The sequence below is a fragment of the Williamsia sp. Y853 genome, assembly GCF_056786495.1.
Genome location: NZ_JBXCJC010000001.1, coordinates 1807442 through 1821649, shown reverse-complemented (window position 1 = coordinate 1821649; position 14208 = coordinate 1807442). Strand labels below are relative to the sequence as shown.

Annotated in this window: 16 protein-coding genes; 4 read left to right on the top strand and 12 right to left on the bottom strand. The window is 64.3% G+C overall.

Annotation, left to right across the window (positions count from 1 at the left end):
• Window positions 1-21: 21 nt before the first annotated feature.
• The 4 genes from AC1TPF_RS08455 to AC1TPF_RS08440 are packed head-to-tail and all read right to left on the bottom strand — an operon-like array spanning window position 22 to window position 2385.
• Window positions 22-408 (bottom strand): RNA-binding S4 domain-containing protein, encoded by a 387-nt coding sequence (locus AC1TPF_RS08455; RefSeq protein ID WP_482143481.1) that lies wholly within the window; start codon window positions 406-408, stop codon window positions 22-24.
• Between the two features lie 13 nt (window positions 409-421).
• Window positions 422-619 (bottom strand): hypothetical protein, encoded by a 198-nt coding sequence (locus AC1TPF_RS08450; protein ID WP_482135567.1) that lies wholly within the window; start codon window positions 617-619, stop codon window positions 422-424.
• Window positions 620-667: 48 nt separating this feature from the next.
• Complete coding sequence (locus AC1TPF_RS08445; protein WP_482143480.1) at window positions 668-1459, bottom strand: DUF4873 domain-containing protein; 792 nt, start codon at window positions 1457-1459, stop codon at window positions 668-670.
• Entirely contained in the window at window positions 1456-2385 is a 930-nt protein-coding gene (locus tag AC1TPF_RS08440) for an AurF N-oxygenase family protein (protein ID WP_482143478.1), read from the bottom strand. Before AC1TPF_RS08440 ends, AC1TPF_RS08445 begins: the two co-directional genes overlap by 4 nt.
• 146 nt (window positions 2386-2531) lie before the next feature.
• On the opposite strand from AC1TPF_RS08440, the gene AC1TPF_RS08435 reads away from it, so the two are divergent.
• The gene (locus tag AC1TPF_RS08435) at window positions 2532-3035 is read left to right on the top strand and encodes a MarR family winged helix-turn-helix transcriptional regulator (RefSeq protein ID WP_482135570.1); all 504 of its coding nucleotides are present in this window, start codon (window positions 2532-2534) and stop codon (window positions 3033-3035) included.
• 33 nt (window positions 3036-3068) lie between these two features.
• Here AC1TPF_RS08435 and AC1TPF_RS08430 read toward each other — a convergent pair whose 3' ends face one another.
• The 6 genes from AC1TPF_RS08430 to AC1TPF_RS08405 all read right to left on the bottom strand — a co-directional run bounded on the left by AC1TPF_RS08430 (window position 3069) and on the right by AC1TPF_RS08405 (window position 9008).
• On the bottom strand, window positions 3069-4502 hold the full coding sequence (locus AC1TPF_RS08430; RefSeq protein ID WP_482143476.1) for an aldehyde dehydrogenase family protein: 1434 nt from the start codon (window positions 4500-4502) through the stop codon (window positions 3069-3071).
• Window positions 4503-4674: 172 nt separating this feature from the next.
• Window positions 4675-5544, bottom strand: a complete 870-nt coding sequence (gene mmsB / locus AC1TPF_RS08425; RefSeq protein WP_482143475.1) for a 3-hydroxyisobutyrate dehydrogenase — start codon at window positions 5542-5544, stop codon at window positions 4675-4677.
• On the bottom strand, window positions 5541-6722 hold the full coding sequence (locus AC1TPF_RS08420; protein ID WP_482143473.1) for an acyl-CoA dehydrogenase family protein: 1182 nt from the start codon (window positions 6720-6722) through the stop codon (window positions 5541-5543). The genes mmsB and AC1TPF_RS08420 overlap by 4 nt, the downstream gene beginning before the upstream one ends.
• A 9-nt stretch (window positions 6723-6731) precedes the next feature.
• Window positions 6732-8252: a CoA-acylating methylmalonate-semialdehyde dehydrogenase gene (locus AC1TPF_RS08415; RefSeq protein WP_482143471.1), complete on the bottom strand. Its 1521-nt coding sequence runs from the start codon at window positions 8250-8252 to the stop codon at window positions 6732-6734.
• Window positions 8253-8348: 96 nt separating this feature from the next.
• Window positions 8349-8525 carry a DUF5302 domain-containing protein gene (locus tag AC1TPF_RS08410; RefSeq protein ID WP_482135575.1) on the bottom strand — a complete coding sequence of 59 codons (177 nt, stop codon included), beginning with the start codon at window positions 8523-8525 and terminating at the stop codon, window positions 8349-8351.
• Window positions 8526-8591: 66 nt separating this feature from the next.
• Window positions 8592-9008 carry a toxin-antitoxin system YwqK family antitoxin gene (locus AC1TPF_RS08405; protein ID WP_482135576.1) on the bottom strand — a complete coding sequence of 139 codons (417 nt, stop codon included), beginning with the start codon at window positions 9006-9008 and terminating at the stop codon, window positions 8592-8594.
• A 150-nt stretch (window positions 9009-9158) separates the two neighbouring features.
• Here AC1TPF_RS08405 and AC1TPF_RS08400 point away from each other — a divergent pair, with 150 nt between their 5' ends.
• The 3 genes from AC1TPF_RS08400 (at window position 9159) to AC1TPF_RS08390 (ending at window position 11856) form a co-directional block, all read left to right on the top strand.
• Window positions 9159-9608 (top strand): flavodoxin domain-containing protein, encoded by a 450-nt coding sequence (locus AC1TPF_RS08400; RefSeq protein ID WP_482143470.1) that lies wholly within the window; start codon window positions 9159-9161, stop codon window positions 9606-9608.
• A gap of 125 nt (window positions 9609-9733) precedes the next feature.
• Window positions 9734-11104, top strand: coding sequence for an FAD-binding oxidoreductase (locus AC1TPF_RS08395; protein WP_482135578.1), 1371 nt, complete (start codon window positions 9734-9736; stop codon window positions 11102-11104).
• Window positions 11105-11199: 95 nt separating this feature from the next.
• On the top strand, window positions 11200-11856 hold the full coding sequence (locus AC1TPF_RS08390) for a hypothetical protein (protein ID WP_482143468.1): 657 nt from the start codon (window positions 11200-11202) through the stop codon (window positions 11854-11856).
• Window positions 11857-11867: 11 nt separating this feature from the next.
• On the opposite strand, the gene AC1TPF_RS08385 is transcribed toward AC1TPF_RS08390, so the two are convergent.
• The gene (locus tag AC1TPF_RS08385; RefSeq protein ID WP_482143467.1) at window positions 11868-13229 is read right to left on the bottom strand and encodes a dihydrolipoyl dehydrogenase family protein; all 1362 of its coding nucleotides are present in this window, start codon (window positions 13227-13229) and stop codon (window positions 11868-11870) included.
• A gap of 49 nt (window positions 13230-13278) precedes the next feature.
• Window positions 13279-14166: a DMT family transporter gene (locus tag AC1TPF_RS08380; RefSeq protein ID WP_482143465.1), complete on the bottom strand. Its 888-nt coding sequence runs from the start codon at window positions 14164-14166 to the stop codon at window positions 13279-13281.
• Window positions 14167-14208: the final 42 nt, after the last annotated feature.

Sequence of the window (14208 nt, the reverse complement as noted above, 5' to 3'; positions counted from 1 at the left end):
TGCCCGCCTGCGGCCGACTGATCAGCTGACATCTGGTCGGCCGAGCAGCCGGTCCGTCTCGCGCCGTTCACGTTTGGTGGGACGACCGCTGCCGCGATCGCGCAACGGGAGCGCGGCGAGCAGTTCCTTGGGAGGAGGAGGTGGGCTGCGGTCGATGAAACACTCCACCGCAACGGGTGGGCCAACTCGCTTGGAGACGACTCGGGCGACCTCCACGATGCGGTCGCGGCCGGCAGCCCGGATCCGGACCTCGTCGCCGATCGCCACATGTTGCGCAGGCTTGGCCGGGGTTCCGTTGACCTTGACGTGCCCACCGCGACAGGCGGTGGCAGCGGCGGATCGGGTCTTGGTCAGCCGTACCGACCAGATCCAGCTGTCGACCCTGGTGCTGGGTTGCGCGCCTGACATCAGTGTCGGGACATCAATTGCTGAGGAGCTTCCACAAGGCGGCGCCGCCGGCGACCACACCGACGATCAGGGCAATCCAGAAATTGGTGATGAGCCACAGGACACCGAAGACGATCACCGCCGGGGCCAGAGCGAACAACACCATGCCGGGATGGGCGGAGACGGTCTGTTTGACCGCCCGGGTACGGTCTCTGTCGATTTCTTTGGCCATGGTTCCTCCTCGACCTGGCGCGACCTCGGCGGTCGCACGGTGCCCAGTCTACGGAGAATTGCTCGGCGCAGGAATCAACTGCGAACCAGGCTGTGCGCCTCGGACCAGAAGCTCGGCGTCGTCGAGCGGATAGGGCGGTGCTCCGACACCGGTGATCCGTACGGTCCCCCACGGGGTGATCTCCGTGAGGCGGGCCGGTACCGGTTCGCCATCGCCGACCACGACCTCCACCGCGGCGACCTTCGCATCCTTGAGCGCGCGGACCTCGTCACCGAAGGCGATTCCGGCCCAGTGGTACTGGCCGTCGAGGGGATCGACGTAACCCTGGACCCGGATCCGGGAAGTGACCTGATCCTCTTCGTGACCGATGGAAGCCGGTCCGTCGTAGACGCCCTCGTCCCGGATCTCGGCAGAGCTGAAGTCATGGTCGGAGGCATCGAACCGCTTGAGCTCACGGGCGCGTTTGCGCTCACCGCCGTTGGCGCGGACGTACCCGAGCCATGACCGTTCGATCGGTATCCGCACCTGCACCCGGGTCGAGCCGGACAAGACGAGTTCGTCGATGGCCGCACCGATGTAGTCGACCGCAGGAGCATCGACGTGAAAAAGGTTGGGCTGCCGACTGCTGACGACTCCGAGGTAGTTGTCGTCGGGCGCAGCGTCCGAGGCGATCAGGATCCGGCTGCGTCCGTCGTTGTCCCAGAGGTCGCTGGTGGCGTCGAACTCCCCGACCGCCGCCACAGTCGAGAACTCGACGTCGATGGGCGATCTGCGCAATCGCGCAACCATCGCCGACATGGCCGGTCCCGATCCGACCAGACCCACGCGTAACCGGCTCATTCGAGGAAGCCCGCCTTGCGCCACGCCCCGCGCGAGAACCGGGTCATCAGACCGTTGTCCTCGAGGAACTGCGCGAGATCGGCGAACCCGAGCAGCTGCATCTGGTGAAAGTTCGGATTGCTGCGGGCGACGCGGGTGGCCTCGTGCTTGTCCAGACCCGCCCGGGCGTACATGGCCGGATTGGTGAAGAGGTATTTGAATCGCAGCGCGGCCAGTCCGTGCAGGTTCGCGGCCAGAAAGGTCTCCCAGCGCCCGCGGGTACTGCGACGACGGACGATGCCGTCCCTGGCGAACCCGATGTGCCGAGACTCTTCGGTGACGTGGATCCGCATCAGCCGGGAGACCAGCGGCTGCAGCTCGGGATCGTCGAGCATCTCGCGCTGCAGCGCATCGAAGATCTCCTCACCGACCAGCGCGGCAACCCACATCATCGAGCCCCGCAATCCGAACGGGAGCGCCAGCATGATCATTCGCTCCCACCCCGCCAAGCCGTAGGCCCGCGCGCCGCTGCGTTCGATGGCGCGCCCGAACATCACCATGTGACGGCATTCGTCGCCCATCTCGGTCAGGGCGTAGTGGCTGACCGACGACGCCGGATCCTGCTTGAGAAGTCGTTGCAGCAGAGACCGGTTGAGCAGATTCTCGAACCAGATACCGATCGAGAGGATGTTGGCGAGTTCTTGGCGGGACACCTCGATCCGCTGCTCCTCGGACAGGCCCGTCCACAACTCGGTGCCGTACAAACTGCACACCCGCGGCGGCAAGAAGTACTTGTCCGGATCGAGTGGGGCGTCCCAGTCGAGGTCGACGATCGGTGAATACGACCGCTTGACCGAACCGCTGAGCAATCTCGCGGCGATCGCCTCACGGCCGCCGGACACCTCGGCCTTCGGTGATGCGGAACGGGATCGGGATGGGGCTGACATCGGGCCTCCTGGTGGCGTTGTGTTCGCTGAACCCGACGCTATGCGCCACCCCACAATGTGTCAATGCTCACTGTCACATAAACCGGTGTCGACATTGGGGTCGGGACCTACCGGGACGCGCGCTGCCGCTGCTGTTGAATAGGAGGATGCCGAGCGACTTCCCAGACGACGACCCCATCGCCGAGGCTCGCCGAAACTGGGAGGCGGCCGGATGGGGTGACGTTGCAGTCGGCATGCAGGCCGTGACATCGGTGATGCGCGTCCATCAGATCCTGCTCGCCCGGGTCGAATCGGTACTCAAGCCCTGGGGGCTGAGCTTCTCCAGGTTCGAACTCCTACGACTGCTGGCATTCAGCAGGCGAGGCGCGCTACCGATCACCAAGGCCAGCGACCGACTCCAGGTGCACGTGACCTCGGTGACCCACGCGATCCGCCGCCTCGAGGAGGCCGGCATGGTCCGCCGCGTACCGCACCCGACGGACCGTCGCACCACACTCGTCGAGATCACCGATTCCGGGCGCGAGACGGTGGAAGAAGCCACCCTCGCGCTCAACAGCGACGTCTTCGGCGACGTCGGAATGACCGAGTCCCAGGCCAATTCACTGGTCAAGTCGATCAACGCGGTACGCAAGCACTCCGGCGACATCTGAGAACCGATGCCGCCGGAGTGAATTCGGTATCACTCAGTCGTTGTCGCCGAAGATTGCCTTCGCCTCGAGGAACTCCTCGATCCCGAACTTGCCGAACTCGCGGCCGTTGCCCGACTGCTTGTAGCCACCGAACGGGGCGCTGCGATCCAGCGGGGCCCCGTTGACGTGCACCGTGCCGGTCCGCATGCGGCGCGCGATGCGGCGGGCCCGTTGCGGGTCGGCCGATGAAACCAGCCCGCCCAGACCATAATTCGAGTCGTTGGCGATGCGGACGGCGTCGTCCTCGTCCTGGTAGCCGATGAGTGTCATCACCGGACCGAAGATCTCTTCGCGGGCGATGGTCATGTCATTGGTGACGTCGGCGAACACCGTGGGCCTGACGAAGTAGCCCACCTCGATGCCCTCCGGGCGGCCCGGGCCACCGGTCACCACCGTCGCGCCCTCGTCGATGCCGGTTTGGATCAACCGCTGGATCTTGTCGAACTGCGCTTTCGAAACCACCGGCCCGATAACGGTATCGGCACCATCGGGTGCGCCGACCACGATCGTTGCCGCCGTCGCCCTGGCGATCTCTGCAGCCTCGTCCATCCGCGATGCCGGCACCAGAATGCGTGAGCCGGCGTTGCAGGACTGCCCCGAGTTCACCACCATCGCGGCGACGTCGCGTGCCACGGCCCCGGCGAACGCGTCGTCGTCGACGACGATGTTGGCCGACTTGCCACCGAGTTCCTGCGCCACCCGCTTGACCGTCGGTGCGGCGTTCTTGGCGACCTCGATACCGGCGCGGGTCGAACCGGTGAACGAGACCATGTCGACCTCGGGATGCGACGACAGGGCCGCGCCCACCGTCGGACCATCACCGTTGACCAGGTTGAACACACCCGGAGGCACGCCTGCCTCATGCATGATCTCGGCAAATACCAGAGCGTTCAGCGGAGCGATCTCCGACGGCTTGAGAACCATGGTGCAGCCCGTCGCCAGCGCCGGTGCCACCTTCGCCACGATCTGGTTCAACGGCCAGTTCCACGGGGTGATGAAGGCGCAGACGCCAACCGGTTCGTAGACAACAGTGGTCGAACCGAGCTTCTCTTCGAACTCGTAGTCCCGTAGCGCCCGGAGCGTGGCCTTCAGATGTCCGAGCCCGGACGGCGCCTGGGCGGCAGCGGCCAATTTCGCCGGTGCACCCATTTCCGCGCTCACCGCGGCAGCCAGATCAGCGAGCCGCGACTTGTACACTTCGATCACCCGTTCCAGCAACGCAATTCGCTCGTCGCGGGTGGTGGCGGCAAATCCGTCGAAGGCCGATCGGGCCGCGGCAACGGCCCGTTCGACGTCTTTTTCATCACCGAGCGCGATGGTGGCGATACTGCGCTCCGTTGCCGGATCGACGACGTCGAGCGTCGCTGCCCCGACGGGATCGACCCACTGACCGTCGATGTAGAACTTCTGGGCATTGGCGGGCGTCATCGGTTTCTCCTCGCACCTGGACTGGTTACCTATCTCTTTACCAGTGGCAGGCCGCTCTACCAATATCGGCGCCGATACAAACAACTCCGCTCACTGTTCTCACATCCGCGCGGCCTGCAATGCAGACTGCGCGGGCGTGAGTTCAGTGAGCGAAGTGGTGGTCCGACGTCGATCAGCGCAGGGTTTCGATGATGGCGCTGAAGTCCTTGGCGCCGTTCTCCTGTGCGTAGTCGGCGTAGAGCGTCGCGGCGTGCTCGCCGAGCGGGGCGATCGCACCGGTCGACTCGACCGCGGCCATGGCCAGGCCGAGATCCTTGTTCATCAGTGCGGTGGCGAACCCCGGCTTGAAGTCGTTGTTCGCAGGCGATGTCGAAACCGGTCCGGGCACTGGACAATTCGTATGGACCGCCCAGCAGTTACCGGTGGCACCGGTGATCACGTCGAAGAGTGCCTGAGCTTCCAGGCCCAGCTTCTCGGCGAGCACGAATGCCTCACCGATCGCGATCTGTTGCACCGCGAGCACCATGTTGTTGCAGACCTTCGCCGCCTGACCCGCACCCGATCCACCACAGTGGATCACCTTGCCTGCCATCGGATCCAGAATGCTCTGCGCAGCGACGAAGGCCTCGTCGCTGCCACCGACCATGAAGGCCAGGGTGCCGGCATCGGCACCCTTTACACCGCCGGAGACGGGGGCGTCGAGCTGGGCAAAGCCGTGGTCGGCCGCCTGCTGATGCACCTTGCGTGCCTCCTCGACCGAGATCGTCGAGGAATCGATGAGCAGCGCACCGGTTTTGGTTCCGGGAAGGATCTGCGAGTAGCAGTCGACGACGGCCTTGCCGTGCGGCAGCATCGTGATCACGACGTCGGCGTCTGCCACTGCTTCGATCCCACCGGCGAACACCTCGATGCCGTTGGCCGTTGCGGCCGCGGACGCCTCGGGCGACGGATCGAATCCGTGCACGGTGTGTCCGGCCTTGACCAGGTTCTTGGCCATGGGTCCACCCATGTGACCCAGGCCCAGAAACGCGATGGTGCTCATAGATATTGCCCCTTTGTCGACTTGTCGGCCTCTGCCCGGCCGATCACAACCCGCATGATCTCGTTGGTGCCTTCCAGTATTCGGTTCACCCGGAGATCGCGGACGATTTTCTCCAGACCGTATTCCTTCAGGTACCCATAACCACCGTGCAACTGCAGCGCCTGGTCGGCGACGTCGAAGCAGGTGTCGGTGACGTAGCGCTTGGCCATCGCGCACAGTTCGACCTTGTCCGGATGGCCCGCGTCGAGTGCGGCGGCGGCCTTCCAGAGGATCAGCCGCGACGTCTCGAGCGAGGTTGCCATGTCGGCGAGCGTGAACCGGATGGTCGGCTCGTTGATCAGCTTGCCGCCGAAGGCTTCTCGATCCGAGACATACGTGATCGCCTTGTTGTACGCCGCCTGTGCGCCACCGAGCGAGCATGCCGCGATGTTGATGCGGCCGCCGTTCAGGCCGTTCATGGCGATCCCGAAGCCTTTGCCCTCTTCTTCGCCGAGAAGATTGGTGGCAGGCACCCGGGCACCCTCCATGATGACCTGCGCGGTGGGCTGCGCGTTCCAGCCCATCTTCTGCTCGTTGACACCGAAGGACAGCCCGGGGGTGTCCGACGGCACGATGAACGTCGAGATGCCACGCGGCCCTTCGGCACCGGTACGCGCCATGATGATGTACACGTCGGAGACACCACCGCCGGAGATGAACTGCTTCACCCCGTCGAGGATGTAATGGTCGCCGTCCCGAACCGCCTTGGTACGCAACGCCGCAGCGTCACTTCCCGCGGACGGCTCGGTGAGGCAATAGCTCGCGATGGCTTCCATCGACGCCATCTTCGACGCCCAAGTCTGGCGCTGGGATTCGGTGCCGTAGGAATCGACCATCCAGGTACACATGTTGTGGATCGACAGAAACGCGGCGGTGGTCGGATCGGCCTTGGCCAACTCCTCGAAGATCCGGACACCGTCGAGACGACGTAGTCCGCTTCCTCCCACATCCTCGCTGGTGTAGATCCCGGCCATACCGAGCTCGGCGGCTTCACGAAGTTCTGCGGCCGGGAAGTGCTTGCGCTCATCCCAGTCGAGGGCGCTGGGCGCCAACCGCTTGCGCGCGAAGGCCGCCGCGGTGTCGACGATGACCTTGTCATCCGCATTCAGATCAAACGGCGAAAAGGTCTCAACTGACATCGAAAAGCCTCAGTCCATGGTCGGGATGACGAACTCGGCGCCATCCTTGATGCCCGACGGCCACCGGGTCGTGATGGTCTTGACCTTGGTGTAGAAGTTGATCGACGCGGTTCCGTGCTGGTTGAGGTCACCGAATCCGGAACGCTTCCAACCACCGAAGGTGTGGTAGGCCACCGGCACCGGGATCGGCACGTTCACGCCGACCATGCCCACCTGAACCCGCGAGGTGAAGTCGCGTGCGGCGTCGCCGTCCTGGGTGAAGATTGCGACACCGTTTCCGTACTCGTGGTCGGTCGGAAGTGCCAGTGCCTCTTCGTAATCGGCAGCACGGACGATGCAGACGACGGGGCCGAAGATCTCGTCGGTGTAGATCGTCTGATCCTTCTTCACGTGATCGAAGAGGGTGGGTCCGATGAAGTAGCCCTCTTCGAGGCTCTCACCGTTGTAGGTCAGGTCGTTGGCAGCGCGCTCGCGGCCGTCGATGACCAGCTCGGCGCCGGCGTCCACACCCTGCTGGATGTAGTCCTTGACGCGCTCGAGGGCGGCCTTGGTGATCAGTGGGCCGTAGTCGGCCTTGATGTCGTGGCTGTGGCCGACGCGCAGCGCGTTGACCTTGTCGATCAGCTTCTCGCGCAGACGATTTGCTGTGGCCTCTCCGACCGGAACGGCAACCGAGATAGCCATGCAACGTTCGCCTGCACTGCCGTAGCCGGCACCGATCAGCGCATCGACAACCTGATCGAGATCGGCGTCGGGAAGGATGATCATGTGGTTCTTGGCGCCACCGAAACACTGTGCGCGCTTACCGTTGGCCGCTGCAATGGAGTAGATGTACTGCGCGATATCGGAGCTGCCGACGAAGCCGAATGCCTGGACGTCCTTGTGGTGCAGCAGACCGTCGACGGCTTCTTTGTCGCCATGGATGACCTGGAAGACACCGGCAGGCAGACCGGCTTCGAGGAACAACTCGGCCAGACGAACCGGCACCGACGGGTCGCGCTCGCTGGGCTTGAGGATGAACGCGTTGCCACAGGCAAGCGCGGGGCCTGCCTTCCACAGCGGGATCATGGCCGGGAAGTTGAACGGCGTGATGCCTGCGACCACTCCGAGGGGCTGGCGGATCGAGTGGACATCAATGCCGGTGCCGGCACCTTCGGTGAACTCACCCTTGATCAGGTGCGGGATGCCGATGGCGAACTCGATGACCTCGACGCCGCGCTGAATGTCGCCCTTGGCGTCGGGGACGGTCTTGCCGTGCTCGATGGACAGCAACTCGGCAAGCTCTTCGATGTTCTCGTTGATCAAGGCAACGAATCGCATCATCACGCGAGCGCGACGCTGCGGATTCCACGCAGCCCACACCTTCTGCGCCTCGACCGCGCCTGCGACTGCGGCATCGATGTCAGCCTGGTTTGCCATCGGTACGGTGGCCTGCACCTTGCCGGTGCTCGGGTTCAGCACATCAGCGGTGCGGCCGCTGGTTCCAGCGGTGCGGACGCCGTCCACAAAGTGTTCGATTTGCCTGGTCATGGGGTCCTCACAAGTCATCTACGAACGTGTTGTCTCGATCACTATATACTAGGACTTCCTAGTAATGCGAGGGTTCGTAGATGACCTGCGCAAGGACTACCCGGTCTTGCGGCGGAACTGGTGCGGGCCACCCTCTGCACCGTGCTGACCACCGGCTTTCGAGCCGGCGTCCTTGTGATCTTCCGCCAATTTCCCCTTCTGATTCTTGCGATCGAGGGCCTCGCGGAACTTACGTTTGGTTTCTGAATCGGCAGCCATGCCATATCCCTTCATGTGGGGTCCATCTACGAGCCTAATCATCACAGAATGCGATGTCAGGCGATTTTCTTGCGGTCCGGTTCAGCCAGAATGGGGCCGATGGACAGTGGTGCGCTCCACCGATCCGTCCGCGGCGAAGTATTGCCACTCCCCCGTCTTCTTGCCGTCCTCTCGATGTCCACGATCGATGAGGTTCCCCTCGGGACTCCACCGCTCCCAGAGGCCGGTCTTCTCACCGTCGACAAAGGTCCCCTTTTGCAGCAGACCTCCGTTTTCTCGATACCAGACGCTCTCGCCGTGGAGGATGCCGAAACGATAGTTCGACTCCGAGCGGACTGTGCCGTCACGAAAGTAGTGCCGCCACAATCCTTCTCGACGACCGTTGTGGTAACTGCCGATGAAATCACCCTTTCGCGCGTCGGCCTCGCGCCACAGTCCGGTTTTGTGACCCTTCGGGTCACGGGCATTCTCGGGCTGCTGGCCAGCGTCGGGTTTCATCCCCCCAGGCTACCGAGCATTACGGGTTGTCTATGACCACCGGATCGGATTCGCTAGCATCACGGACTGGGTACGGCTTGCCCGATGGTCGAAAAGACCGGCCGTTAGGGTAACCTCGGTCGGCCCTCATCCTCGTAGAAAGAGATGTACATGTCTGTTGTGATCCTGTACGGCAGTGAGACCGGCACGGCGGAACTCGTTTCCGATGCGATCTCCGACGTCCTGGCCAAACAACACGATGTCTCGATGTACGACATGAGCGACTTCGCCGTCGAAGATCTCGACACCGACGACTTCCTCGTCGTTGTCTGCAGCACCTACGGCGAGGGTGAGCTCCCGACCGGTGCCGAACCATTCGCCGAAGGCCTCGACGAGGAAAAGCCCGAGCTGGGCGGACTGCGTTTCGCCGTATTCGGACTCGGCGACAGCGTCTACGACGCGACCTTCAACCGCGGCGGCGAGATCATCGCCGAGAAGCTGACCGAACTCGGCGCGAGCCAGGTCGGCGAGCACGGACGTCACGACATGTCGTCGAAGGTTGCCGCGAGGGTGCAGGCCAAAGAATGGGCCGAGGGCATCAGCAAAGTCGTCAGTTCATAATAGGTCGAGCTCCGCTGCGCTTCGTCTCCGCCCAATAGGTCGAGCTCTGCTGCGCTTCGTCTCCGCCCAATAGGTCGAGCGCTTCTCTCCACCCCGCGTCCGGCGTCGCCGATTACGCTGCGAACATGTCGACAACAACAGTGATGGCAGAGCTGGTAGCCGCATTGCCCGCGGGCGTGGTGGTCACCGATCCGGACATCGTCGCAGGCTACCGGCAAGACCGGGCCCTCGATCCCGATGCGGGCACCCCCATCGCTGTGGTCCGGGCGACCAGCACCGCCGACGTCCAGGCGACCGTCCGCTGGTGCGCGGAGCATCAGATCCCGGTGATCCCCCGCGGCGCCGGTACCGGCCTGTCCGGCGGCGCCACGGCACTGTCCGGCGGCATCGTGCTGACCACCGAGAAGATGCGCGACATCACCATCGACCCGGTGACCCGGACCGCGGTCTGCAGGCCCGGCCTGCTCAACGCCGAGGTGAAAGCCGCGGCCAAAGAACACGGACTCTGGTATCCGCCGGACCCGTCCTCGTTCGAGATCTGCTCCATCGGCGGAAATGCCGCCACCAACGCCGGTGGCCTGTGCTGCGTGAAATACGGAGTCACCGGCGACTACGTCCTCGGACTCGAAGTGGTCCTGGCCGACGGGCGCGCGGTCCGTCTCGGTGGACCGCGACTGAAGGACACCGCCGGGCTGTCGCTGACCAAGCTGTTCGTCGGCAGCGAGGGCACCTTGGGCATCATCACCGAGGTCACCCTGCGACTGTTGCCGCCGCAACCGCCGGCATCCACGGTGGTGGCATCGTTCGAATCGGTTCATGCCGCGTCGAAGGCGGTGCTGGCCATCACCTCGACCATCCGCCCGGCGATGCTCGAGTTCATGGACAAGGTGGCGATCAACGCCGTCGAGGACCACCTTCATATGGGGCTCGACCGCAGCGCCGGAGCACTGTTGGTCGCCCAGTCCGACGCACCCGGTGCCGCTGCGGCCGCCGAGGTCGCCGTCATGGAACAGGCCTTCACCGACTGCGGGGCCACCGAGGTGTTCTCCACCACCGACCCCGACGAGGGTGAGGCATTCACCGCCGCCCGCCGATTTGCGATCCCCGCCATCGAAAAGATCGGACAACTGCTCCTCGAGGACGTGGGCGTACCGCTGCACAAACTGCCCGACCTGATCGACGGTATCGAGGCGATCGCCGCCAACCGCCGGGTGCTCATCTCCGTGATCGCACACGCAGGCGACGGCAACACCCATCCGCTGATCGTGCACGATCCCACCGACGCCGACGAGACCGCAAGGGCCAATGCCGCATTCGGAGAGGTCATGGATCTGGCAATTGCGCTTGGCGGCACCATCACCGGCGAACACGGTGTCGGCAGGCTCAAAAAAGGTTGGCTACCCGATCAATTGGGCGACGACGTCATCGAACTGACCCGGCGCATCAAGGACACCCTCGATCCCCTCGGCATCCTCAATCCGGGGACCATGCTGTAGACCGCTGACATTCAAACGAATTCATCTGCTGGCCGCAGTCGCCCTGCGGGCGTTACGTTCTTGATCGATCCGCACATCGTTCAAGGAGAACCCTCGTGTCCGCCAACCGATCTGCACGCCGTCTGGCCACTGCACTCGGCGTGGGCGCCCTTGGCCTGGGCCTGCTCACCGCCTGTTCGGACAGCTCTGAAGACGGCGCCCCCGTCGCCCAATCGACCACGACCGAAGCGACGAACAGGATCGCAACCGGGTGCGGTGTTGCCGCACCCGCCGATCGCCTCGCGGTACCGACATCATCAGTCGAATACACCACCGGCACAGCGGCATATTCGGTGACATTGTCCGACGGGACCACGCAGTGCATCACCGTCGAAACCGATTCGAGCGCAGGCGAATACGACGCCACCGACAAGGAGATCGAGATCCGGCTCGGTGACCCATCGGCCGGCATCCTGATCACCATCGACGGCGAGACCGACGGCAATCTGCCCAGCAAGGATCCCCACCAGTTCGAAGACGCCTTCATGGGTCTGCAGGTCGACGGCGGCTACTTCGCCGACAGCATGCACACCGGCTGCGATGTCACCCTGACCGGTTTTGACGACGAGACGATCACCGGCACATTCACCTGCACCGGTGTGGCATTACTCGGCGACGGACCCTTCAGCCGTGACGGCAACGAAACCGTGACGCCACAACCCCTGGACACCTCCATCGAGAAGGCCGAGGGCTGGTTCGCGGTCAGCGTGTGAATCCAACGGAGTCAGTCGAGCGACTCCAGTAGCCGCAGCCAGACCTCACTCACCGAGGGATATGACGGCACCGCGTGCCACAGCGTTGCAATCGGCACTCGCCCGACGATCGCGATGGTCGCGGCGTGGACGAGTTCGTCGACCTCGGGTCCTACAAACGTGGCCCCGACGATGACGTCGGCGCTCCGGTCGATCACCAGTCGGGCCCGCCCGGTGGCGTCGTCCCGCAACAACCCGAACCCGGCAACAGACGACATGTCGACATCGGCGAGCTTCACGTCGATTCCCTTGGCAAGCGCCTCACGTTCGGTCAGCCCGACGCTCGACACCTGCGGATCCGTGAACACCACCTGCGGGACCGGTACGTCGACGGGCGCCGCAGGTGGGACCCGATTCTCGGCGTGGGCGGCGATGGCGTGACCGACATTGCGGGCCTGGTATTTACCCCAATGTGTCAGCGCCGGACCGCCACTGGCATCGCCAACCCAATACAGCCACGACGCATCTTCCTTGACCGAATCGAGCCCGATTCCCGCGCGTGCGGGACGCCTTCCGGTGGCCACCAGGATCTCGTCGGCCGTGATCGACTCGCTGCCTGCCGTCACCGTCACCGCATCACCGTGAATCCGGCCCACCCCGGTATCGGCCGCGACCGGACGGACCACCTCGGTCACCTCCGCGCCCAGCCGCACGTCGATGCCGCTGTTGGTCAATCCCTGCGCAACCAGTTCACCGGCAAACGGCTCGGATTTGCCCAGTAGCGTGCCTCGGGCCAACAGCGTGACCTTGGTACCGAGCGCGGCCATCCACGTCGCGGATTCACAGGCGACCACACCGCCGCCGACCACTATCAGTGACGCCGGGATATCCCGGACACCGGTCGCATCGCGGGATGTCCAGGGATGCGCGGTGGCGTAGATACTCGGGATGATCGGCGTACTCCCGGTGGCCACGACCACCGCCTGCCGGGCCTTGATGGTCCTGCTGCGTCCACCGTTGTCGACCTCGACCGTGCGCTTCCCGACCAGGATCCCGTGACCCCGGACGACGTCGATGTTGAGCCCATGAGCCCACTTCACCTGACCCTCGTCCTCGTAGTCGTTCACCCAGTCGTCGCGACGGCGCAACAGTTCTTCGGGGAGCATCTTCTTGCCGACCTTGATGCCATCGAGGTGGCGGGCGGCGGCGTGGACGGCGACCGGTCGCAGCATCGCTTTGCTGGGCATACAGGCCCAGTAGGAACATTCGCCGCCGAGGAGTTCGTGCTCGATGATCACTGCGGTTCGTGAGGATCCGGCGATGGCGTATTGCGCAGCCACCTCTCCGGCTGGGCCGCCGCCGATCACCACGACGTCGTACTCGGTCTCTGCCATCACCCCACCTTGCCACTGGAGGTGAACGTGTTCCAGACCTACGGGCGGTTCAGTGGTCCGGTGGACCCATGGCGCTGCCCCCGGAGGCGGGAGCAACCTTCTTGATCAGGTCGACTTCGAACTCGGTTTCGCGTTCGGCAGCATGACGCGCCAGCACAAAGACCGCCCGCAACATCGTCACCAGAGCGATTCCGGCCACAACGCCTTCGATCCAGTTGACGTCGATCCGCTCGCCGAGGATCAGTACACCCATCGCCATGGCGACCGCAGGCTCCCACACCGTCATCGCGGGGAACGACGTCTGCAGATCATGGGCTGCGAACGCGAGCTGCTGAGTGACCACCGACCCGGAAGCGACCAAAAGGATCAGATAGACCTCGGGGTGGACGAGGATTTCGACAACACCATCCTCGAGCTGGGTCATCACACCTTTGAGCAGAAACGCCTGCACGCCGGTGAGCAAGCCGGATGCCGAACCCAGCAGGAGCGCTCGATGATGGGCGGACACGAAGCGCGAAGTCACGACCAACGCGGCCAGGACGGCGATCACCACCACGATCGTGCCGGCGAGCGTACCCACCGACACGTGGCCCAAGCCCGCTTCCGGCTGCGCGATCACCACAAACGCCGCAACGCAGACCGTCAGGATGATGCCCCATTTCCACTCGTGGAAATTGAGACGTCGATGGTCCAGATAGGCCTCCATCGGCAAGGCGAACAGCACCGACAGCACGATGAGCGGCTGCACCAAGAGCAGCGATCCCATGCCCAGCGCCGCGGCCTGCAATGCGAAACCGCCCGCCGCGATCACCACTCCCAGCCACCACCGTTTGGTGATGCCACCAGAGGGGGTCGACGAGCGCTGGCGCACGAGAGTTCCGCTGGCGACGAGCAAAGCTGACAGCGTCGCCAACAGCGCCGGGAGGAACAAGTGCACGGCCTCGACATTACTTGCCGAGGGTGGCAGAAAGCTGAGAGC

Bases quoted from the DNA above. Each gene is read 5' to 3' on its own strand.
- AC1TPF_RS08455 (WP_482143481.1), bottom strand. From the start codon at position 408: ATGTCAGGCGCGCAACCCAGCACCAGGGTCGACAGCTGGATCTGGTCG.
- AC1TPF_RS08450 (WP_482135567.1), bottom strand. From the start codon at position 619: ATGGCCAAAGAAATCGACAGAGACCGTACCCGGGCGGTCAAACAGACC.
- AC1TPF_RS08445 (WP_482143480.1), bottom strand. From the start codon at position 1,459: ATGAGCCGGTTACGCGTGGGTCTGGTCGGATCGGGACCGGCCATGTCG.
- AC1TPF_RS08440 (WP_482143478.1), bottom strand. From the start codon at position 2,385: ATGTCAGCCCCATCCCGATCCCGTTCCGCATCACCGAAGGCCGAGGTG.
- AC1TPF_RS08435 (WP_482135570.1), top strand. From the start codon at position 2,532: ATGCCGAGCGACTTCCCAGACGACGACCCCATCGCCGAGGCTCGCCGA.
- AC1TPF_RS08430 (WP_482143476.1), bottom strand. From the start codon at position 4,502: ATGACGCCCGCCAATGCCCAGAAGTTCTACATCGACGGTCAGTGGGTC.
- mmsB (WP_482143475.1), bottom strand. From the start codon at position 5,544: ATGAGCACCATCGCGTTTCTGGGCCTGGGTCACATGGGTGGACCCATG.
- AC1TPF_RS08420 (WP_482143473.1), bottom strand. From the start codon at position 6,722: ATGTCAGTTGAGACCTTTTCGCCGTTTGATCTGAATGCGGATGACAAG.
- AC1TPF_RS08415 (WP_482143471.1), bottom strand. From the start codon at position 8,252: ATGACCAGGCAAATCGAACACTTTGTGGACGGCGTCCGCACCGCTGGA.
- AC1TPF_RS08410 (WP_482135575.1), bottom strand. From the start codon at position 8,525: ATGAAGGGATATGGCATGGCTGCCGATTCAGAAACCAAACGTAAGTTC.
- AC1TPF_RS08405 (WP_482135576.1), bottom strand. From the start codon at position 9,008: ATGAAACCCGACGCTGGCCAGCAGCCCGAGAATGCCCGTGACCCGAAG.
- AC1TPF_RS08400 (WP_482143470.1), top strand. From the start codon at position 9,159: ATGTCTGTTGTGATCCTGTACGGCAGTGAGACCGGCACGGCGGAACTC.
- AC1TPF_RS08395 (WP_482135578.1), top strand. From the start codon at position 9,734: ATGTCGACAACAACAGTGATGGCAGAGCTGGTAGCCGCATTGCCCGCG.
- AC1TPF_RS08385 (WP_482143467.1), bottom strand. From the start codon at position 13,229: ATGGCAGAGACCGAGTACGACGTCGTGGTGATCGGCGGCGGCCCAGCC.